The sequence below is a fragment of the Mycobacterium sp. ELW1 genome, assembly GCF_008329905.1.
Taxonomy (GTDB): Bacteria; Actinomycetota; Actinomycetes; order Mycobacteriales; family Mycobacteriaceae; genus Mycobacterium.
Genome location: NZ_CP032155.1, coordinates 3,644,363 through 3,665,431 on the forward strand (window position 1 = coordinate 3,644,363; position 21,069 = coordinate 3,665,431).

Sequence of the window (21,069 nt, forward strand, 5' to 3'; positions counted from 1 at the left end):
CCGACTCACCCGATCTCAACGGAGGATCATCACGGTGCCCACCAACGAACAACGACGTGCGACGGCCAAGCGCAAGCTCGAGCGGCAGCTGGAGCGCCGCGCTCAACAGGAGAAGCGCCAACGGTTGTTTGTCGTGATCGGCGGCGTGGTCGCGATCGCCGTGGCTGCAGCCCTGATCGCCACGTTCGTGTTGACCAACAAGGACAGCAAGGACACCAAGACCGCGTCGGGCGCCACCAGCACCGCCCCGGTCGACGCCGGCGGCGGTCCATCCACGAGTCCCCCGGCCACCGGGGGTCTGCCGCCGTTCAAGGCCGCCGCGAACCTGGGCGCCAACTGCCAGTACCCCGCCTCGCCCGAGCCGGCTGCCAAGAAGGTCGACGCACCCCGCAGCGGCAAGGTGCCCACCAGCCCGCCGACGGTGACCGCCAGCATGAGCACCAATGAGGGCAACCTCGGCCTGGTGCTGGACAACGCGAAGACCCCGTGCACGGTCAACAGCTTCGCCAGCCTGGCGCAGAAGGGGTACTTCAACGACACCCCCTGCCACCGGCTGACCACCTCGCCGTCGCTGTCGGTGCTGCAGTGCGGCGACCCGACCGGCAGTGGCACCGGCGGCCCCGGCTACCAGTTCGCCAACGAATACCCCACCGACCAGTACCCCGCGAATGACCCTGCACTGCAGCAGCCGGTGACCTATCCGCGCGGCACGCTGGCCATGGCCAATGCCGGCCCGGGCACCAACGGCAGCCAGTTCTTCCTGGTCTACAAGGATTCGCAGTTGCCGCCCAACTACACCGCGTTCGGCACCATCGATGCGACCGGCCTGGCGACGCTGGACAAGATCGCGGCGGCCGGTGTCGCCGGCGGCGGTCAGGACGGCAAGCCGGCAACCGACGTGCGGATCAAGTCGATCCTGCTGGACTAGCCGGCCATGAGCGACGCTCGCGGAGCGAATCAACCGCGGATATGCGGGACCCGAGCCTGCGAGAGGACCGCATGAGCCAGCCTCCGCCCTACTACCCGCCGCCGCCGTACGGTTCGCCGTACAGGCCCGGTCCGTATCCCTATCCGGCGCCGAAGCCGACCAACGGGATGGCGATTGCCTCGCTGATCTGCGCGTTCGTGTTCGCGCCGCTCGGCATCATCTTCGGCCACGTCTCGCTGTCGCAGATCAAGAAGTCCGGCGAGGACGGCCGGGGACTGGCGATCGCCGGGCTGGTGATCAGCTACCTGGTGACCGTGTTGAGCATCGTCGTGATCGTCGCCGGGGTGGCGTTCTTCTCGTGGATGGGCCGGGAGCTGGAGAAGACCGGCGGGGCCGGCATCCCGCGCACCATCCCCGGCGGCAGCGGACAGCTTCCGCCGTTCAATCCCCCGGCCACCCTCGGCGCGAACTGCCAGTACCCGGCTACGGCGACCCCGGCCGACAAGCCGGTCAAGCCGCCGGTCGCCGGCAAGACGCCGATCACGCCGGCGACGGTCGACGCGACAGTCGTCACCAACGCCGGTCCGATCGTCGTCCACCTCGACAACGCCAAAGCGCCGTGCACGGTGAACAGCTTCGAAAGCCTGGTCCGGCAGAACTACTTCGACAACACGCCATGTCACCGGCTGACGGACATGCCGTCACTGTCGGTGCTCCAGTGCGGCGACCCGACCGGGCAAGGGACGGGCGGGCCCGGATACCGGTTCGCCAACGAGTATCCGACGAACCAGTTCCGCCCGTTCGATCCGGCGCTGCGACAGGCGGTGAAGTATCCGCGCGGGACCCTGGCCATGGCCAACGCCGGGCCGGACACCAACGGCAGCCAGTTCTTCATCGTCTACCGCGACTCGATGCTGCCCCCGACCTACACGGCGTTCGGCCAGGTTGACAAGACCGGTTTCGGCGTCATCGACGACATCGCCGCCACCGGCATCGCCGGCGGTTCTGACGACGGCAAGCCGGCCAGGCCGGTCACGATCAAGTCGATCCGGCTGAACTGACCCCGGACCTCAGCCGGGCAGGCCCTGCTCTTCGGTCGGCAGCGGCGCCGGCCCCTTGATCGCGGGTGTCGCGGCGGGAAGCTGGCCCTTGGGCTGATCCGGCGACTGGGTGACCGTGACCCCGGTCGACATCTCCGAACTGATGAATGAATCGGATGTCTGCGGATCGGCCGCGACCGCGGCGAAGACTCCGAGGGAAACCAGGGCACCGGCCCCGATAGTGGTGGACAACACGTGAAAGTGCTTCATAGTCAATCTCTTTCCAAGTAGGTCTTGGCACCTGACAACACGTATGGGTACAAGATCGTTGTGCCCGTCGGATATTCCGCTGTCGCCGACGAAATAATCTGCGGCGCAGACACGTTGGACAACACGTTATGACCGTTAGCCTGCAAAGAATTGTTCGTGTTGCCCTTGGCGCGCTGGCCGCAGCCGCCTTCCTACTCGCACCCACCGCGCTGCTGGACACCGCGCCCGCCCAGGCCACGCCCGTCGCGCAGGGCTGCTACGACGGCGTGATGCCGTGGAATCCGTACCTGAAGAGCTGCAGCCTGCCGTCGACTCAGCCGCACATCCGTGGGGCCGCTCCCGATGCCACCGCGATCATCGCCTGCCACGACCATCCCGGCTGCCTGTCCTGGTACGTCAACGGCGGGCCGTAATCGGCTGGTCTGCCGATCAGGCCGCGCTGGTCACCCGATATACGTCGTAGACACCCTCGATGTTGCGGACCGCGTTGAGTACATGGCCGAGATGCTTGGGATCACCCATCTCGAAAGTGAAGCGGCTCACCGCAACTCGATCGTTGGATGTGGTGACCGACGCCGACAGGATGTTGACGCGTTCGTCGGCCAGCACCCTCGTGACATCGGAGAGTAGCCGGTGCCGGTCGAGGGCCTCGACCTGGATGGCCACCAGGAACACCGAGGTCGGTGACGGCGCCCATGTGACTTCGATGATGCGTTCCGACTGTTGTTGCAGGGACGCGGCATTGGTGCAGTCGGTGCGGTGCACACTGACCCCGCCACCCCGGGTGACGAAGCCCATGATGTTGTCGCCGGGAACCGGAGTGCAGCACTTGGCCAGCTTGGTCAGCACCCCGGTCGCACCGGGCACTGCGACCCCGGTGTCGTCGCTGCTGCGCTGACGCACCGGCATGGTCGCAGGCGTGGAACGCTCGGCGAGCTCGTCCTCGGCACTCTCGGCACCGCCGAGCCGCGCCACCAACCGTTGCACGACGTGCCGCGGCGATACGTGACCCTCCCCGACCGCGGTGTACAGCGCCGAGACGTCGGCATACCGCAGTTCCTGGGCCAGTGCCGCCATCGCCTCACCGTTGACCAGTTTCTGCAAAGGCAGCCCGCCTCGGCGCACTTCGCGTGCGATCGAGTCCTTGCCGGCCTCCAGCGCCTCGTCGCGGCGCTCCTTGGCGAACCACTGCCGGATCTTGGCCTTGGCTCGCGGGGACACCACGAAGCCCTGCCAGTCGCGCGACGGCCCGGCGTTGGGGGCCTTGGAGGTGAAAACCTCCACCCGCTCGCCGTTTTCGAGCTTGCGTTCCAGCGCTACCAGGCGGCCGTCGACCCGGGCGCCGATGCAGCGGTGGCCGACTTCGGTGTGTACCGCGTAGGCGAAGTCCACCGGTGTCGAGCCGGCCGGCAGGGTAACCACGTCGCCCTTCGGCGTGAACACGAAGATCTCTTGCACCGCAAGGTCGTAGCGCAGCGACTCCAGGAACTCGCCGGGGTCGGCGGCTTCCCGCTGCCAGTCCAGAAGCTGACGCATCCAGGCTGTCTCGTCGATCTCGGCGGCGCTGTGCGGGTGCGGAACACCGTTGCGGCCCTTGGATTCCTTGTAGCGCCAGTGCGCCGCGATGCCGAACTCCGCGGTGTCGTGCATGTCGCGGGTGCGGATCTGCACCTCCAGCGGCTTACCCTCCGGTCCGACGACCGTGGTGTGCAGCGACTGGTACACCCCGAACCGGGGCTGGGCGATGTAGTCCTTGAACCGGCCGGGCATCGGCTGCCACAGCGAATGCACAACGCCGACAGCGGCGTAGCAGTCGCGGATCTCCTCACAGAGGATCCGCACACCGACCAGGTCGTGGATGTCGTCGAAGTCGCGGCCCTTGACGATCATCTTCTGGTAGATCGACCAGTAGTGCTTCGGCCTGCCCTCGACGCTGGCGACGATCTTCATCCCCGACAGAGCGCTGTTGATCTCGACGCGAACCTTGGCCAGATAGGTGTCCCGCGACGGCGCGCGGTCGGCGACCAGCCGGACGATCTCTTCGTATCGCTTCGGGTGCAGGATCGCGAACGAGAGATCCTCGAGCTCCCACTTGACCGTGGCCATGCCCAGTCGATGGGCAAGGGGGGCAATCACTTCCAGCGTCTCGCGGGCTTTGCGGGCCTGCTTCTCCGGCGGCAGGAACCGCATGGTGCGCATGTTGTGCAGCCGGTCGGCGACCTTGATGACCAACACCCGCGGATCGCGCGCCATCGCGATGATCATCTTGCGGATGGTCTCGCCCTCGGCGGCGGTGCCCAGCGCGACCTTGTCCAGCTTGGTCACCCCGTCCACCAGGTGGGCGACTTCTTCGCCGAAGTCGGCGGTCAACGCCTCCATGGCGTAACCGGTGTCCTCCACGGTGTCGTGCAGCAACGCGGCCACCAGCGTGATGGTGTCCATGCCGAGTTCGGCGAGGATGTTCGCGACGGCCAGCGGGTGGGTGATGTAGGGGTCGCCGGAACGGCGCAGCTGATCGGCGTGCTTGGCCTCGGCCACCTCGTAGGCGCGCTGCAGGATCGCCAGATCGGCCTTGGGGTAGAACTCCCGGTGAACTGCCACCAGCGGTTCGAGGACCGGGTTGACGGTGCTGCGCTGCGATGTCATCCGCCGTGCAAGCCGGGCGCGGACCCGCCGCGATGCACTGCTGGTGGTTTTGGGGGTCTCGGCCCGCGGCTCGGCGGGCGGGACGTCGGAAACCGGCGCCGGCGCGGCGGTCAGCGAAACATTGTCGTCTGCCATGCCGCACCTCCTCGCCACCAGGACCGACTTCGAGGATATCTCCCCGTCCACAGCCGAGTGCCGGGCGTGGCCGGTCCGCCCTGATCCCGTCCGGCTCAGATGGTCTGCAGGCTGGTCACCTGCAGCGGCGCCACCTTCTCGCGCCCGCCGAGCCCAGGCAGTTCCAGCACCACCGCGGCGGCGGGCACCTCCGCACCACCGGCTGCGAGCAACGCTGCGGCAGCGGCCAGGGTTCCGCCGGTGGCGAGCACGTCGTCGATGATGACGACGCGCCGACCGGACAACTCGATCCCCTCAGCCGGGATCTCCAATGTCGCCGTGCCGTATTCCAGCGTGTAGGTCTCGCTGTACACCGGCGGAGGAAGCTTCCCGCCTTTGCGGACAGCCAGCACACCGATACCGAGCCGATGGGCGACCGCCCCGCCGAGCAGGAAGCCGCGGGCATCGATGCCAGCCACCAGATCGGCGCCCTCGGCGATCTCGGCCATCGCGGCGGTGATGACGGCCAGACCGTGCCTGTCGGCCAGCACCGGGGTGAGGTCCTTGAACTGGATGCCCGGCTCCGGGAAATCCGGTACCTCCCGGGTGAGTGCCTTGAGGACGTCGACCACCGCTTCGCGAGACGTCACTTCTCGAACACCCACCTGTCCATGTTCCAGCCCGCACCCCACTTGGTGGGATTGCCTTCGACGGCGTACATCTTCTTCGACACCAGCACCGTGCGCTGCTGACGGTACAGCGGCAGGGTCGGCATGTCGCCCCACAGAATGGGCGAACTGTCGGCCAGCAACCTGGCCTGTTCCTTCGAATCCGACGTGATGGCCAGCGCCGAGATGATGCCGTCGATCTGCGGATTGGAGTACCGCGGCAGGTTGTTGCCGTTGCCGGCGAACAGCGTGTAGGCATCCAGCGCCGACGACCCGGTCGAGCCGCTGCCCGTCGCGCCGCCGGTGCTGGCCAGCAGGACGTCGAGCTTGCCGTCACGCAGCGCCTGCGGACCCGCCGAATCCGACGTCGCATCGACGACGGTGATGCCAGCGGCCTCGCATGACTTAGTGATCGCGCCGACGGTGGCTGCCAGCCGCGGATTGGGCGCCTGGTAGCCGATCCGCACGGTCAGCGGCTGGCCGCCGAGCGCATCGCGGGCGGCGTCGGGGTTGGCCGCACCGAACTGGGGGCCGATCGCCGCCCCCTCGATACCGCTGAAGGCGTCGTCGTTGGCGGGGTTGAGGCGGGCATTCGAGATCGGCGTCTCGGCGTTCAACGCGATCAGGTCACGCGGCGTGCAGAGCGCCACCGCGCGGCGGGCCGGCGTCGCGGCCAGTGGTCCGTCCGGGGCGAAGATCAGCTGCTCGATGCCACCGGACGGCAGCTCGCGACGGTCGTAGCTGTCGGGGGTGGTCAGTGTGCCCGACGATCCGGTCGCTACGTCGACCACCTGGAACGTGCCACTGTTGATGCGGTCCTGTACGTCGACACCGCGCGGCCACACCGTGATCCGCTTGGTGATCGGCTTGGCGCCCCACCAGCGGTCGTTGGCCGTGAGCACCACGGCGCCTTCCGGCAGAACAGCGTCGATCTTGTACGGACCCGACGACGGGAAGCGTTTGAGGTCGTCGGCATTCAGGCCGGGTTTGAGGTCCCACACCGAGTTCCACGCCTGGGCGATGCGGTCGATGGCGGCGGGGTCGCCGCCCTGGATAGTCCGGGTGACGTCGACTCCCAGGACGTCGCCGAGCACATGCGACGGCATCATCGAGGTGGCGGTGAACAGCTGCAGGTAGTCCGTGACGGCGCGGCCCGGAAAGTACGTGACCCGGGCCTTCTTCTGGCCCGGCTGGCAGTCGACGGTGTCGATGTCCAGGTAGCCGGCGCGGCTGGCGGCGTCGAACGCCGGGAACCGCCCCGACTGCGCCGCCCACGCCAGCACCATGTCGTCACAGGTCACCGGCTTGCCGTCGGAATACACGGCGTTGTCGGCGATCTGGTAGTCCAGCACCAGCGGATCGCGACCCACCACCGACACCGACCCGAAGTCGTGATCGGCCAGCACCTGGCCGTCGGGCCCGTGGAAATTGAAGCCGGTGAGCACCCGCGCGAAGGCCTGCGGACCCGCCGAGGCCGCCCCGCGCACCGTGTTGGTGTTGTAGCTGAGCAACATGCCGTCGACGGCGTAGTTGATCTGATCCGCAGGGCTACCCGAACATGACGTCAGGACGCTCGGCGCGAGCACCCCCAGGACAGCGGCCACTGCGACAGCGGCGGCGCGCCGGCGCCTGACTGCCATGGCGCGCTATCGCCCGCGGGGGCTGCGTTTGCCCGTCGGCCGGCCCGGGCGGGCCGGACGGGCACCCGGCGTGGGCTTGTTGCCGACCGCGGGAGTCCCCCCGATGGCCGCTTCGGCCGGGACCGCGCCGGCGGCCTCGTCCAGATCGGCGGCTCCCCCGGTGACGACGTCGCTGGCCGTCGGGGACGGCTTGCGGCGGTTGAGCACCCGGCGGGTGTGCGTGCGCACCAGATCGGTGCGCTCGCGCAGCGTCACCAACAGCGGGGTCGCGAAGAAGATCGACGAGTAGGTGCCGACGATGACACCGACCAGCTGCACCAGCGCCAGATCCATCAGCGTGCCGACACCGAGCAGCCACACCGCGACCACGATCAGCGCGATGATCGGCAGCACCGAGATGAGGCTGGTGTTGATCGATCGCATGAAGGTCTGGTTCACCGCGAGGTTCGCCTGTTCGGCGAACGTTCTTCGGGTGGTGTGCTCGAACCCGTGGGTGTTCTCCTCCACCTTGTCGAACACGATGACCGTGTCGTACAGCGAGAAGCCCAGAATTGTGAGCAGACCGATCACCGTCGCCGGCGTGACCTCGAAACCGACGATCGAGTACACCCCCGCTGTGACGACGAGGTCGAACACCAGCGTCAGCAATGCCGACATCGCCATGTAGCGCTCGTAGCGGAAGGTGATGTAAATCGCCGCGAGCACCAAGAACACCGCGAGCGCGATCAGCGCCTTCTTGGTGATCTGGTCGCCCCAGGTCTCCGAGACCGCCGAGTCGCTGATGGTCGATTTATCGGGCTGACCATTGCCGGCCTTCGGCTTGAACGCCTCGAACAGCGCGTCACGCAATTGCTCGGTCTGCTGGTTGGTCAGCGCCTCCGAGCGGATCTGCACCGTGGCGGAGCTGCCGTTGCCGACCAGCACCACGGACTCCGGCGCCTTGCCCAGCGTCTTGGAGAAGACGTTTTCCACCTGCTGGGTGGTCGCGGTGCCGTTCTGGCCGGCGACCGGCATGCCGACCTTGGTGCCGCCCTCGAAATCGATACCGAAGGTGAAGCCCTTGATCGCGATGCTGGCGATGCAGAGCAGGACGATCAGCCCGCTGATGGCATACCAGAGCTTGCGTTTGCCGATGACTTCGAAGGCACCGGTGCCGGTGTAGAGGCGGACGAAGAAGCCGTGCTTGGGCGCGCCGCTGCCGGCTGCTTCCAGGTCCGGCGCTTCGACGGCGGTGGATTCGGCGACGTCCGCAGCGTCCTCGGTGGTTTTCTCAGCCATGGGAGTTACCTCCGTCCCGTCGCAGTGGCGGCGGCTCGCCGTTCTCGGGCGATCTGCTGCACCGCGCCGAGACCGTTGAACGCCGGTTTGGCCATCGTCGGCGACTTCGACGCCAGGTAGACCAGCGGCCAGGTCACCAGGAACACCACCACAACGTCGAGGATCGTCGTCAGGCCGAGGGTGAACGCGAAGCCCTTCACCTGGCCGACGGCCAGGAAGTACAGCACCGCGGCGGCCAGGAAGGTGACCGCGTTGCCGGACAGAATCGTCTTACGTGCGCGAGCCCAACCGCGTGGCACCGCCGAGCGGAACGACCGCCCTTCTCGGATCTCGTCCTTGATGCGTTCGAAGAACACCACGAACGAGTCGGCGGTCGTGCCGATACCGATGATCAGACCGGCGATACCGGCCAAGTCGAGGGTGTAGTTGATGTATCTGCCGAGCAACACCAGGATGCCGAACACCATGGCGCCGGAGGCGACGAGCGACAGCGCCGTCAACAGTCCCAGCACTCGGTAGTAGAGCAGCGAGTACAGCAACACCAGGCCCAAGCCGATGGCGCCCGCGATCAGGCCCGCCCGAAGCGATGCCAATCCCAGTGTCGCCGAAACGGTTTCAGCCTCCGAGGATTCGAAGGACAACGGCAGCGAGCCGTACTTCAGTACGTTGGCCAGTTGTTTGGCGGTGTCGGCGGTGAACGGCGGGTTGCCGCCGCTGATCTGGGTACGCCCGCCCGGGATCGCCTCGCGGATCTGCGGGGCGCTGACCACCTGGGAGTCCAGCGTGAACGCCGTCTGGGTGCCGATGTTGGCGGCGGTGAAGTCCGCCCACGTGGTCGACGCCTGCTCCTTGAACTCCACGTTGACGACGTAGGCGCCGCTCTGCTGGTCCATGCCCGAGGTGGCGTCCTTGATCTGGTCACCGCTGATGATCGACTTGTCCAGCACGTAGATGTACTTGTGGTCCTGCGAGCACGCGACCAGCGGCAGGTTGGGGTCGTCGTTACCGGCCAGGATGTCCGGCTGGTCGCACTTGCCCGCCATGTACTGCACCGCGATCAGCAGCAGGTTCTGGTTGGTGCTCTGCCGCAGTTGCTTCTCGAAGCTGATGCGCGCGGCCAGGTCCTTGCGCGGGTCCGGCGGGGCCGGCTGCGCGGGCGGGGCCGGCTGCCCGGGGGCGGGCGGCGCCGGGGCAGCCGTCGGCGGCTGGCTAGGTGCAGGCGCGGGCGGTGCGGGAGTGGGTGACGGCGCCGGCTCTTCCGGGTAGGGACGCGGCTGTGGCGCGGGCGCGGGTGCCGCCGGCGGTGGGGCGGCCGGCTCACCGGCCGCGGGTGGCGGTGCTCCGGGGGCCGGCGCTCCCGCTGGCGGTGCGCCGGGTGCCGGTGCCGGCACCGGACCTCCGGGCCCGCCGGCGCCGGGCACGCCCGCCGCCTGCATCTGCTGCTTGATGGCCTCGACCGGGATCGGCTGACCGATCACCGGTCGGATGAACAGCCGGGCGGTCTGACCCAGGTTGCGGGCCTCGTTGCCATCGTTACCGGGAACGGTGATGACGAGGTTGTCGCCGTCGATCACGACTTCCGAGCCCGAGACACCCAGGCCGTTGACGCGGGCGCCGATGATCTGCTGAGCCTGGTTCAGCGCGTCGCGGGTTGGACGGGAGCCGTCCGGGGTGCGCGCAGTCAGGGTGACGCGGGTTCCGCCCTGCAGGTCGATGCCCAGCTTGGGGCTGGAGCGTTTGTCTCCGGTGAGGAAGACCAGCAGGTACACCCCGATGAGCAAGACCAGGAACAGCGCCAGCCATCGGTAAGGATGCACCGGCGCTGAAGACGATGCCACGTTGTTGTCTCTCCTAGGTTGTGCCGCGACCCGCTGGGTCGTTGTGCCGCGTCCCGCGGATGCGGTCCTCTTCAACTCCCGCTAGAGGGTACGTGGCGAGCCTGGCGATCAGTCTTTGGTCAGGCGGTCCGCGTCGGACTCCGTGAGCTCGGTGGCCTCACTTGTCTCGTCGTCGGTGTCGTCGGCCTCATCCTCGATGCGGTCGCGGATGGCCAGCTTCATCCAGGTGGTCACGACACCAGGGGCGATCTCGAGGTCGACGGTGTCGTCGGTGATCGCGGTGATCGTGGCCTGAAGGCCGGAGGTGGTGTGCACCCGGTCGCCGACAGACAAGGACTCGTGCAGGTCGATGGTGGCCTGCATGGCCTTGCGCTGACGCCGGGAGGCGAAGTACATGAATGCGCCCATGATGATGATCAGGGGCAGGAAGACGAGCAGGTCCATGGCGGAACAATCTTTCGTATCGGATGCCGGGTTCAGCGCGCCGCGACCATCAGGTCACGGGGTTCATAGCTGACCAGTGTGCCATTGCGCCGGTCCGGCGTGGACCGCCACCGCCGGTGGAAGATGGTCGGATGGACCTGATTGATGCCCTGCGCAGCACCGGGTCGGTGCGCGAGTTCACCGACGAACCGGTCGACGACGCCGTGCTGGGACGCATCCTCGACACCGCGCGCTTCGCCCCCAGCGGCGCCAATGCGCAGGCCTGGCGCCTGGTCGTGGTCAAGGATCCGGAGATCCGGGCCCGTCTGCGCGATCTGTATCGCCGGCCGTGGGTGGAGTATCTGGCCCTCACCGCGGCCGGGCTGCGGCCGTGGTCACCGGTGAACGACCCCGCCGCCGAGACGTCCGCCCTGGCCGCCGGCACCGGGCAGGCCGAGCAGGCCGCGGCGAGCGGATTGGCCGCCCACCTCGACGAGGTTCCCGTGCTGCTGGCACTGTTCGCCGACCTGTCCCAGCTGGCCGCCGTCGACCGAGACCTCGACCGCTATTCACTGGCCGGCGGCGCCTCGGTCTATCCGTTCGCGTGGAACATCCTGCTGGCCGCTCGCGCAGAAGGGATGGGCGGCGTGCTGACCACGATGCTCATCAGGGAGGAAGACGAGGTCAAGCGCCTACTCGGCGCCGAGGGACCGTTGGCGCTTGCGGCGGTGATCGCGCTGGGCCACCCGGTTCGCCAGGTCAGACGGCTGACCCGCCAGCCGGTGGAGTCGTTCACCACGATCGACCGGCTGGACGGCACACCCTTCCCCGCAGTCAGCTCCGACTGATTGCGTTGATTACGTACCCGCCAGCGACGTAATCCATTGCCCAATAGGCCTTGAGGCTAAGTTTTCAGTTGCATCGCGCTGTCACGCGACTAGGCTCGGAATGCCCTCGTCGCGCCAGCCCTCGTCTAGGAGACCGAAAGTGACCACCCTCGAGCAGAGCCGCAAACTCGTCACCGAGATTCCCGGCCCCGGGTCCATCGAACTGAGCAAGCGCAGGGTCGCCGCGGTGTCGCACGGCGTCGGCGTCACGATGCCCGTCTTCACCGCGCGGGCCGGTGGCGGAATCATCGAAGACGTCGACGGCAACCGCTTGATCGACCTCGGCTCGGGCATCGCGGTCACGACGATCGGCAACGCGTCGCCGCGGGTGGTCGAAGCCGTGCAGGCGCAGGTCGCCGACTTCACCCACACCTGCTTCATGGTGACGCCCTATGAGGAGTACGTCGCCGTCGCCGAGCACCTCAACCGGCTCACCCCCGGCTCCTACGAGAAACGCTCCGCGCTGTTCAACTCCGGATCCGAAGCCGTGGAGAACGCCGTCAAGATCGCCCGCTCCTACACCCGCAAGACCGCGGTGGTGGCCTTCGACCACGCCTACCACGGGCGCACCAACCTGACGATGGCGCTGACCGCGAAGTCGATGCCCTACAAGAGCGGGTTCGGCCCCTTCGCCCCCGAGATCTATCGCGCCCCACTCTCCTACCCCTTCCGCGACGGGCTGATCGACAAGGAATGGGCCACCGACGGCGAACTGGCCGCCGAGCGGGCACTGAACATCATCGACAAGCAGATCGGCGCGGCCAATCTGGCCGCGGTCATCATCGAGCCGATCCAGGGTGAAGGCGGCTTCATCGTTCCCGCCCCCGGGTTCCTGCCGACGCTTCGGGCGTGGTGTTCGGAGAACAACGTGGTGTTCATCGCCGACGAGGTCCAGACCGGGTTCGCCCGCACCGGCACGATGTTCGCCTGCGAGGACGAGGGCATCGAGCCGGATCTGATCGTGACGGCCAAGGGCATCGCCGACGGTCTGCCGCTCTCGGCGGTGACCGGGCGCGCCGAGATCATGGACGCCCCGCATGTCAGCGGCCTCGGTGGCACCTACGGCGGCAATCCCCTGGCCTGTGCGGCCGCGCTGGCCACCATCGAGACCATCGAACTCGACGGCCTGGTGGATCGGGCCAAGCAGATCGAAGCGGTGATGAAGGACAAGCTCGGCCGGATGCAGGCCGACGACGACCGCATCGGTGACGTCCGTGGCCGGGGCGCGATGATCGCCGTCGAGTTGGTGAAATCCGGTACCGCCGAACCGGATCCGGAGCTCGCCAAAACGCTGGCGGCCACCGCGCACACCCAGGGTGTGGTGGTGCTGACCTGTGGGACGTACGGCAATGTGCTGCGCTTCCTGCCGCCGCTGGCGATCAGCGACGAGCTGTTGACCGAGGGACTCGACGTGCTGGCTGAGATTCTCGCCGGCCTCCGATGACGCAGAACTTCATCGACGGCGAGCTCGTCGACTCGGTGAGCGGGGCGACGATGCCGATCGTCGACCCGTCCACCGGCGAAAAGTACGGCACCGCACCGATTTCCACTGAACAGGACATCGACAATGCATACGCCGCGGCGAGCCGGGCGTTCGCCGAATGGAAGCGCACCACGCCCTCACAGCGGCAGAAGGCACTGCTGGATTTCGCCGACGATGTTGAGAAGCATGCGGAAAGCCTGGTTGCCGCCGAGGGGCGCAACACCGGCAAGCCCAACCACGTCACAATGGCCGAAGAGATCCCTCCGATGCTCGACCAGATCCGGTTCTTTGCCGGTGCGGCAAGGATTCTGGAGGGCAAGTCGGCGGGCGAATACCTGGCCGACCACACCTCGTGGATCCGTCGTGAGCCGGTCGGGGTGATCGGGCAGGTCGCGCCCTGGAACTACCCGATGATGATGGCGATCTGGAAGTTCTGCCCCGCCATCGCCGCCGGCAACACCGTCGTGCTCAAACCCAGTGACACCACCCCCGTCACCACGGTGATGCTGGCCGAGATCGCCGCCAGGCACTTCGGGCCCGGTGTGCTCAACGTCGTGTGCGGTGACCGGGTGACCGGCGCCGGCGTCGTCGCGCATCCGACCCCGCAGATGGTGTCGATCACCGGATCGGTCGCCGCGGGGCGCGCGGTCGCGGTCAGCGCCGGCGGACACCTCAAACGAACCCACCTCGAACTCGGCGGCAAAGCGCCGGTGATCGTGTTCGACGACGCCGACATCGCCGCCGCCGCAGAGGGAATCGCGACGGCCGGCTACTTCAACGCCGGCCAGGACTGCACCGCGGCCACCCGGGTGCTGGCCCGCGCGGGCGTCGCCGAGGACCTCACCGCGGCACTGGCCGAACAGGCCAAGGCCGCTGCCACGACGTTCGGACGCGCCGCCGACGACGAGGATGCCTGGGTGCCGCCGGTCAACAACACCAATCAGCTCGACCGGGTGCTGGGGTTCCTGTCCGACGTTCCGGCTCACGCGACCGTCGCAGCAGGCGGAAACCGCCAGGGCGACAAGGGTTTCTACATCGAGCCAACCGTCATCGGCGGCCTGCGCCAGGAGGACCGGCACGTCCAGGAGGAGATCTTCGGGCCGGTGATCACCGTGCAGTCTTTCGCCGACGAGGATGAGGCTCTCCGCTGGGCCAATGGCGTGGAATACGGTCTGGCCTCGTCGGTGTGGACGTCGGACGTGTCGCGGGCGCTTCGGGTGTCCAATGTGCTGGATTTCGGGTGCGTGTGGATCAACACGCACATCCCGCTGGTCGCCGAGATGCCGCACGGCGGCTTCAAGTCGTCAGGCCACGGCAAGGATCTGTCGATGTACGGCTTAGAGGACTACACCCGCATCAAGCACGTGATGGCCTACACCGGCTGAGCCGCGCGTCGGGATTCGTCACCAGTTCGGCGACACGGCAGCGGATCTGGTCGTCGGTCAGGCCCGACATGACGAGCCGGCCGAGTTCGTCGTCGGTCGTTCGCCGGCACCGTTCGGCGATGAGAACGTCAAGGTAATGATTCAATTCGTCGATGGCCCGGCCGCCGGGCAGTTCGTCGGCCCATCGCCAGAACAGCACCCGATCGTCGTCCGGCACACCCAACGCGGTGCAGATGTCGGCAATCCGGGTGAAGTCGGCGTCGGGAACGAACGTTTCGGCCATGACTACCACTGTGTCCCGAATGCCGCTGGATCCCATCAGTTGTGGCGGACATCGCACAGTGATACGGGTTACGCGCCACCCACCGCACCGGATGGGCGGTGGATGGCGCTCAACCTAATTTCTAGTGCGCGACGGGAGTCCGGCGAGATCTGCCGAACATGTCGCGCAAGCCGCGACGACGGCGTGGCTCCTCCTCGACGACGTCGCCGGCCCGGCGATGATGCCCCTCGACGACCGGCTCAGTCGTCGTGGCCACGGCAACCGGCTCGGCGGCAACGGGTTCGGCGACCACCGGCCGCGTCGCGTAGCGCACGTCGCGCACGCTGTGCACCGATACCCGTCCCAATGCCATCGCCCCGAAGAAGATGATCAGTGCGCCGAGCCCGCTCCAGAACGCCAGCTCGAGTGCGACCTGGCCGGCCGTGCTGCTGGCCACCGGTGCGCCGAAGTCGCCCAGACCCCAGGGGCTGGCGAAGAGCCGGCCGATCACGAACCAGGCGCCGGCGATGACGGCCAGCCAGCCGCCGAGCAGAGCCGTCGCCCGGTTGCGCGACATCAACAACAGCACTCCGCCGATGACCGCGACCGCGCCGGGCAGAACCTCGAGCCAGCCGCGGGCCGAGGTCCAGGTCCATGGTGTGTCCGGGTCGTAGGCGAAGTCGAAGTACGGCCCGACGAACGGAATCAACGCTCCCCAGAGCCCCAGCACTACGAGCAGAAATCCACTGGCCGCACCGCGGCTGCGGGCGATCTCCATCCGGCCCGCGCGCGGATCCAGACGGGTGTCCACGTCTTTCATGACGCCTCCTTGACTCAAGGGTCTATCCCGAGATGAGGGACGGGTACCCGTGTGTCGCAGGCCTCTAACGGAGCTGAGGCGGCGGACAGAGAGCAAGTTCACAGGACTGGTTTCTAGCATCAACCGTGACCGAGGAATAACGTTAGTTTTGCTAACGTAGTTTTATTTGGGCGCAACGAAGCGCCCGCCAATCTTCTTTCTCTAGTTCATCGATGGAGTCTCGTCATGCCGACTGATACTCGCGAAGCCCGGTTTGAGCAGCGCGTTGCCGATCTCTACGCCACCGACCCGCAGTTCGCTGCGGCCGCGCCCGATCCCCAGGTGACCGCAGCCGCCAGCCAACCCGGTTTGCCCCTGTCCGCCATCATCAAGACCGTTCTCGACGGCTACGCCGACCGCCCCGCCGTGGGCCAGCGCGCGGTGCGATTCGTCGAGGATCCGCACACCCATCGCACCACCGCCGAGCTGACACCGGCGTTCGACACCATCACCTACCGCCAGCTGTGGGACCGGGTGCAGGCCGTCGCCGGAGCCTGGTCCGCCGACCCCGTCGCCGTGGGCGACCGCGTCGCGATCCTGGGGTTCACCAGTGTGGACTACACGACCATCGACCTCGCGCTGACGCAGCTCGGCGCGGTATCCGTTCCGCTGCAGACCAGTGCCGGCGCGGCCGCGCTGACGCCGATCATCGCCGAGACCGAACCCGTGGTGGTGGCCTCGAGCATCGACAACCTGGATGACGCCGTCGAGCTCGTTCTCGCGGGCCCGGCACCACAAAGCCTCGTGGTCTTCGACTATCGCCCGGAGGTCGACGATCAGCGCGACGCGTTGGCCGCCGCCCGGGACCGCCTGACCGGAACCGATGTCGCCGTGACCACCCTCGCCGACGAGATCGCCCGCGGCTCAGGTGGTTCCGCTGTCACCGTGGACAACGCCGGGGATGACCCGCTGGCTGTGCTGATCTACACCTCCGGAAGCACCGGCGCCCCGAAGGGGGCGATGTACCCGGCGTCCAAGGTCGCCGACATGTGGCTGGCCGCCGCGGCGCATTGGGACGACAAACAGGGCGCCTACCCGTCGATCGTGCTGAGCTTCATGCCGATGAGCCACGTGATGGGCCGCGGCGCGCTGTACGGAGCGTTGAGCACCGGTGGCACAGTCTATTTCGCTGCACGGCCCGATCTGTCGACGTTCCTCGAGGACTTGGCATTGACCCGCCCGACGCAGCTGAACCTCGTTCCCCGGGTGTGGGACATGATCCATCAAGAAGTGCAAAGCGACGTCGACCGCCGCGCAGGCGAGGCCACCGAGGCCGAGGTACTGGCGGAGAAGCGCGCCAGCCTGCTCGGTGACCGGTTCGTCTCCGCGCTCACCGGCTCGGCGCCGATCGCACCGGAACTCAAGGAGTGGGTCGAGAAGTTCCTCGACATGCACCTGGTCGAGGGCTACGGCTCCACCGAGGCCGGCGCGGTGTTCGTCGACGGTATGGTGCGCCGCCCACCGGTGACCGACTACAAGCTGGTCGATGTGCCGGAGCTTGGGTATTTCGGTACCGACCTGCCGCATCCGCGCGGCGAGCTGTTGGTGAAGTCGACGCAGCTGTTCCCGGGCTATTACAAGCGCCCCGAGGTCACCGCCGCGATGTTCGATGAGGACGGCTTCTACCGAACCGGCGACATCGTTGCCGAGACCGCGCCTGACCATCTGCAGTATGTGGACCGCCGCAACAACGTGCTCAAGCTGTCGCAGGGCGAGTTCGTCACGGTCTCCAAGCTGGAGGCCGCGTTCGGCCGCAGCCCGCTGGTGCACCAGATCTACTTGTACGGCAACAGCGCCCGGCCCTACCTGCTGGCCGTCGTGGTGCCTACCGCCGAGGCAGTGGCCGGCCATGACGCGGCCGAGCTCAAGGCACTGATCGCCGACTCGCTGCAGGATGCCGCGCGCAGCGCACGGCTGCAGTCCTACGAGATCCCGCGTGACTTCCTGCTCGAGACAACACCTTTCACCGTGGAGAACGGTCTGCTGACCGGCATCCGCAAGCTGGCCTGGCCGCGACTGAAGGAACGCTACGGCTCGGCCCTCGAGCAGCTTTACGTCGATCTGGCCGAAGGTCAGGCCGACGAGCTGCGGGCGCTTCGACAGAGCGGAGCCGACGCCCCCGCGCTGGCGACCATCACGCGCGCCGCCGGCGCGCTGCTGGGTGCCGCCGCAGCGGACCTGCAGCCCGATGCACATTTCACCGATCTCGGCGGAGACTCGCTGTCGGCGTTGACATTCGCCAACCTGCTGAACGAGATCTTCGACATCGAGGTCCCGGTGGGCGTGATCGTCAGCCCGGCCAACGACCTGCAGGCCATCGCACGCTACATCGACAGCGAGCGCAGCTCGGGCAGCAAGCGCCCGACATTCGCCTCGGTCCACGGCGCCGGGGCCACAGAAGCGCATGCCAGTGATCTGACCCTGGACCGCTTCATCGACGCGGCCACCCTGGCCGCCGCACCGCAGCTGCCCGGCCCTGCGAAAGAAATCCGCACCGTATTACTCACCGGCGCAACCGGATTCCTGGGCCGTTACCTGGCGCTGGATTGGCTCGAGCGGATGGACCTGGTGGACGGCAAGGTGATCTGCCTGGTCCGCGCCAAGGATGACGATTCCGCGCGCGCCCGGCTGGATGCCACGTTCGACAGCGGCGATCCCACGCTGCTGGCGCACTACCGGAAACTGGCCGCCGAACACCTCGAGGTCATCGCCGGCGACAAAGGTGAGGAGAACCTCGGCCTCGACCCGGCGACGTGGCAGCGTCTGGCCGACACCGTCGACCTGATCGTCGACCCGGCCGCGTTGGTCAACCACGTGCTGCCCTACCGGGAGTTGTTCGGGCCCAACGCTGTCGGTACCGCCGAGCTCATCCGGATCGCACTCACCACGAAGCAGAAGCCATTCGTCTACGTGTCGACGATCGGTGTCGGTGCGGGGATCGCGCCGGGACGCTTCGTCGAGGACGGCGACATCCGCGAGATCAGCGCGACCCGGGCAGTGGACGACTCGTACGCCAACGGTTACGGCAACAGCAAGTGGGCCGGCGAGGTGCTGCTGCGCGAGGCCAACGACCTGTGCGGCCTACCGGTCTCGGTGTTCCGCTGCGACATGATCCTCGCCGACACCACCTATGGCGGCCAGCTCAACCTGCCCGACATGTTCACCCGGATGATGCTGAGCCTGGTGGCCACCGGCATCGCCCCGGCGTCGTTCTACGAACTCGACGCCGACGGCAACCGTCAGCGCGCGCACTATGACGGCCTGCCGGTGGAGTTCATCGCCGAGGCGATCTCCACATTGGGTGCGCACGTGACCCAGGGGTTCGAGACCTACCACGTCATGAATCCCTACGATGACGGCCTCGGGCTCGACGAATTCGTCGACTGGCTGATCGACGCGGGCTACCCGATCCAGCGGATCGCGGACTACGGCGACTGGCTGCAGCGGTTCGAAACGGCGATGCGGGCGCTGCCCGACCGGCAGCGTCAGTACTCGCTGCTGCCGCTGCTGCACAACTACCAGCACCCGGAACGGCCGGTCCGCGGATCGATCGCTCCGACCGAGCGGTTCCGCGCCGCGGTCCAGGACGCGAAGATCGGCCCGGACAAGGACATTCCGCACGTGTCGGCGGAGGTCATCGTCAAGTACATCACCGACTTGCAGCTGCTCGGTCTGCTGTAAGCGGGGCGGCATCCGGCACCAGGGTCGTCGATCGACGATCCTGGTGTCGTTTCGGTTGCAAAGACCCTTACCCGACGGACACCCGCCTGCGCGGGTACTATCCGCTGAGGCTTCCAGCCCTCGGGGGGCAGGCTGCGGCCGGTTCGGGAGCATATGCACAAGCACGTGGGCATGGCCGCGTGGGTTCGGCGGTGGTGGGACCAACCCGGCCAGTACGACTGGTTGTCCGAGTATCTTGCGTCGCGCGACCTGCTGCGCTTCAGCCGAATTCTGATCGTGTCGGTCGTCGTCGTCCTCGGGGTCATCCCCTTGGTGATGTTGTTCAGCCCGTCGGGTCCGCAGGGTGAGGTGCACCGGACTGCCGCGGTCGTGATGTCGGCGTTGTCGTTCGGCGGGGCGGCCACCTGGGTGGTCGGCTGGCCGAGCCGCCGTCAATCCGCGCTGTTCGCCGTCGGCGCCAACGTGGGTGTGACCCTGGCGTGCCTGATCGCCGGGACGCCGGCCACGGGCTTGTTGGCGTGTGCCACCTTCGCTCCCATCGCCGGATACGTCGGGCTGTACCACTCCGGTCGACTGCTGGCGGCGACGCTGCTGAACGCGGTCGTCACCACCGTCCTGGCCGGGGCACGGATCGCCGCGGGCGGTGACACCGCGATGGCGATCGGCCATGTCCTCGGTGTGCTGATCGCGGTGCTGGCTGTGCCGTTCGGAAGTCAATTGCTCCTGCATCTGCTGAGCCTGGACGCGAGGATGTCGAACACCGATCCGCTCACCGGGCTGCGCAACCGTCGCGGGTACGACGAGTCAGCGCTGAAGCTGATCGTCGCCGCGGACAGGGCGCAGTCGCAGTGGCTGGCCGTGATTCTGGTGGATCTGGACGGGTTCAAACAGATCAACGACGCCCATGGCCACGGCTACGGCGACGTGGTCCTGGTCGCCGTAGCGGACAACCTGCGCCGCGCCAGCGCCATGAATTCGGTGGTGGCCCGTCTCGGCGGTGAAGAGTTCCTCATTGCCGAATTGATCGAGCCGGACGACGCCGAACGCACCGCCGAACGCATCCGCAAGGCCGTCGCGACCGCGCCCGGCGGAGTGACCGCCAGCGTCGGAGTCGCATCGATCGCACTGAGCGATATCGGCAGCGGCGCGATTGCGACGCTCTCCGGGCTGGTGGACGCAGCCGATGCCGCTATGTACGACGCCAAGCGGGCGGGCGGAAACCAAATCCGCCACCGGGCCGCGACGAGCACCGCGTAGTCCGATCGGACGCGGGCCCCGAAGGTCAGACGAGCGCGATCGCCAACAGCACGACCGCGACCAACGGGAACGCCCCCTGGGTGATCGCGGCCCGCGCCTTGTCCGGGGCCGACGCCAGCAGCACTGCCGCCGCCGCGAGCATGGAACCGACACCCGCGAACACCAGGGCAGCGCCGATCCCGGTGTGCCCCAAGGTGATTGCGACGATACCCACGATGCTGACGATCGCCAGGAACAGGTTGTAGAAACCCTGGTTGAGCGCCATCAGTTTGGTGGTCTCGGCTTCCTCGGCGGTGGTGCCGAACGTCTTGCGGGTGCGCGGCGACGTCCAGGTCAACGACTCCATCGTGAAGATGTAGACGTGCAGCAGCGCGGCGAGGCCGGCGAAAACCAAGGCGGCGATGATCATC

Annotated in this window: 18 protein-coding genes; 8 read left to right on the forward strand and 10 right to left on the reverse strand. The window is 67.5% G+C overall.

Annotation, left to right across the window (positions count from 1 at the left end; translation table 11 throughout):
• Positions 1 to 34 precede the first annotated feature (34 nt).
• Both D3H54_RS17205 and D3H54_RS17210 read left to right on the forward strand, forming a co-directional pair.
• Positions 35 to 928 carry a peptidylprolyl isomerase gene (locus D3H54_RS17205; RefSeq protein WP_149380077.1) on the forward strand — a complete coding sequence of 298 codons (894 nt, stop codon included), beginning with the start codon at positions 35 to 37 and terminating at the stop codon, positions 926 to 928.
• A gap of 71 nt (positions 929 to 999) precedes the next feature.
• On the forward strand, positions 1,000 to 1,989 hold the full coding sequence (locus D3H54_RS17210) for a peptidylprolyl isomerase (RefSeq protein WP_149380078.1): 990 nt from the start codon (positions 1,000 to 1,002) through the stop codon (positions 1,987 to 1,989).
• A 9-nt stretch (positions 1,990 to 1,998) separates the two neighbouring features.
• Here the strand turns inward: D3H54_RS17210 and D3H54_RS17215 are convergent, their stop codons facing one another.
• On the reverse strand, positions 1,999 to 2,238 hold the full coding sequence (locus D3H54_RS17215) for a hypothetical protein (RefSeq protein WP_149380079.1): 240 nt from the start codon (positions 2,236 to 2,238) through the stop codon (positions 1,999 to 2,001).
• A 128-nt stretch (positions 2,239 to 2,366) separates the two neighbouring features.
• On the opposite strand from D3H54_RS17215, the gene D3H54_RS17220 reads away from it, so the two are divergent.
• Complete coding sequence (locus D3H54_RS17220) at positions 2,367 to 2,651, forward strand: hypothetical protein (protein WP_149380080.1); 285 nt, start codon at positions 2,367 to 2,369, stop codon at positions 2,649 to 2,651.
• 16 nt (positions 2,652 to 2,667) lie between these two features.
• Here D3H54_RS17220 and D3H54_RS17225 read toward each other — a convergent pair whose 3' ends face one another.
• The 6 genes from D3H54_RS17225 to yajC all read right to left on the reverse strand — a co-directional run bounded on the left by D3H54_RS17225 (position 2,668) and on the right by yajC (position 10,866).
• Positions 2,668 to 5,019 (reverse strand): RelA/SpoT family protein, encoded by a 2,352-nt coding sequence (locus D3H54_RS17225; RefSeq protein ID WP_149380081.1) that lies wholly within the window; start codon positions 5,017 to 5,019, stop codon positions 2,668 to 2,670.
• A 95-nt stretch (positions 5,020 to 5,114) separates the two neighbouring features.
• Entirely contained in the window at positions 5,115 to 5,648 is a 534-nt protein-coding gene (locus D3H54_RS17230; RefSeq protein ID WP_168214896.1) for an adenine phosphoribosyltransferase, read from the reverse strand.
• Entirely contained in the window at positions 5,645 to 7,306 is a 1,662-nt protein-coding gene (locus D3H54_RS17235) for an ABC transporter substrate-binding protein (protein ID WP_149380083.1), read from the reverse strand. The genes D3H54_RS17230 and D3H54_RS17235 overlap by 4 nt, the downstream gene beginning before the upstream one ends.
• 6 nt (positions 7,307 to 7,312) lie before the next feature.
• A complete protein-coding gene (gene secF, locus D3H54_RS17240) occupies positions 7,313 to 8,584 on the reverse strand; it encodes a protein translocase subunit SecF (RefSeq protein WP_149380084.1) in 1,272 nt (423 codons plus the stop codon).
• 5 nt (positions 8,585 to 8,589) lie between these two features.
• On the reverse strand, positions 8,590 to 10,422 hold the full coding sequence (secD, locus tag D3H54_RS17245; protein ID WP_149380085.1) for a protein translocase subunit SecD: 1,833 nt from the start codon (positions 10,420 to 10,422) through the stop codon (positions 8,590 to 8,592).
• Positions 10,423 to 10,530: 108 nt separating this feature from the next.
• On the reverse strand, positions 10,531 to 10,866 hold the full coding sequence (gene yajC / locus D3H54_RS17250) for a preprotein translocase subunit YajC (RefSeq protein ID WP_149380086.1): 336 nt from the start codon (positions 10,864 to 10,866) through the stop codon (positions 10,531 to 10,533).
• A 131-nt stretch (positions 10,867 to 10,997) separates the two neighbouring features.
• On the opposite strand from yajC, the gene D3H54_RS17255 reads away from it, so the two are divergent.
• The 3 genes from D3H54_RS17255 (at position 10,998) to D3H54_RS17265 (ending at position 14,600) form a co-directional block, all read left to right on the forward strand.
• Positions 10,998 to 11,693, forward strand: coding sequence for a nitroreductase family protein (locus D3H54_RS17255; RefSeq protein ID WP_149380087.1), 696 nt, complete (start codon positions 10,998 to 11,000; stop codon positions 11,691 to 11,693).
• Between the two features lie 139 nt (positions 11,694 to 11,832).
• A complete protein-coding gene (gene gabT, locus D3H54_RS17260) occupies positions 11,833 to 13,176 on the forward strand; it encodes a 4-aminobutyrate--2-oxoglutarate transaminase (protein ID WP_149380088.1) in 1,344 nt (447 codons plus the stop codon).
• Positions 13,173 to 14,600 (forward strand): aminobutyraldehyde dehydrogenase, encoded by a 1,428-nt coding sequence (locus tag D3H54_RS17265; RefSeq protein ID WP_149380089.1) that lies wholly within the window; start codon positions 13,173 to 13,175, stop codon positions 14,598 to 14,600. The genes gabT and D3H54_RS17265 overlap by 4 nt, the downstream gene beginning before the upstream one ends.
• Here D3H54_RS17265 and D3H54_RS17270 read toward each other — a convergent pair.
• The gene (locus tag D3H54_RS17270) at positions 14,572 to 14,883 is read right to left on the reverse strand and encodes a hypothetical protein (protein ID WP_149380090.1); all 312 of its coding nucleotides are present in this window, start codon (positions 14,881 to 14,883) and stop codon (positions 14,572 to 14,574) included. The two genes, D3H54_RS17265 and D3H54_RS17270, sit on opposite strands and share 29 nt — an antisense overlap.
• Before the next feature lie 121 nt (positions 14,884 to 15,004).
• The gene (locus D3H54_RS17275) at positions 15,005 to 15,682 is read right to left on the reverse strand and encodes a hypothetical protein (protein WP_149380091.1); all 678 of its coding nucleotides are present in this window, start codon (positions 15,680 to 15,682) and stop codon (positions 15,005 to 15,007) included.
• A 225-nt stretch (positions 15,683 to 15,907) separates the two neighbouring features.
• On the opposite strand from D3H54_RS17275, the gene car reads away from it, so the two are divergent.
• Together car and D3H54_RS17285 are read left to right on the forward strand one after the other, a co-directional pair.
• Positions 15,908 to 19,402, forward strand: coding sequence for a carboxylic acid reductase (gene car, locus D3H54_RS17280; RefSeq protein ID WP_149380092.1), 3,495 nt, complete (start codon positions 15,908 to 15,910; stop codon positions 19,400 to 19,402).
• A gap of 171 nt (positions 19,403 to 19,573) precedes the next feature.
• Positions 19,574 to 20,659, forward strand: coding sequence for a GGDEF domain-containing protein (locus tag D3H54_RS17285; RefSeq protein WP_168214897.1), 1,086 nt, complete (start codon positions 19,574 to 19,576; stop codon positions 20,657 to 20,659).
• Positions 20,660 to 20,684: 25 nt separating this feature from the next.
• Here D3H54_RS17285 and D3H54_RS17290 read toward each other — a convergent pair whose 3' ends face one another.
• A complete protein-coding gene (locus tag D3H54_RS17290) occupies positions 20,685 to 21,068 on the reverse strand; it encodes a DUF1304 domain-containing protein (RefSeq protein ID WP_149380094.1) in 384 nt (127 codons plus the stop codon).
• Position 21,069 lies beyond the last annotated feature (1 nt).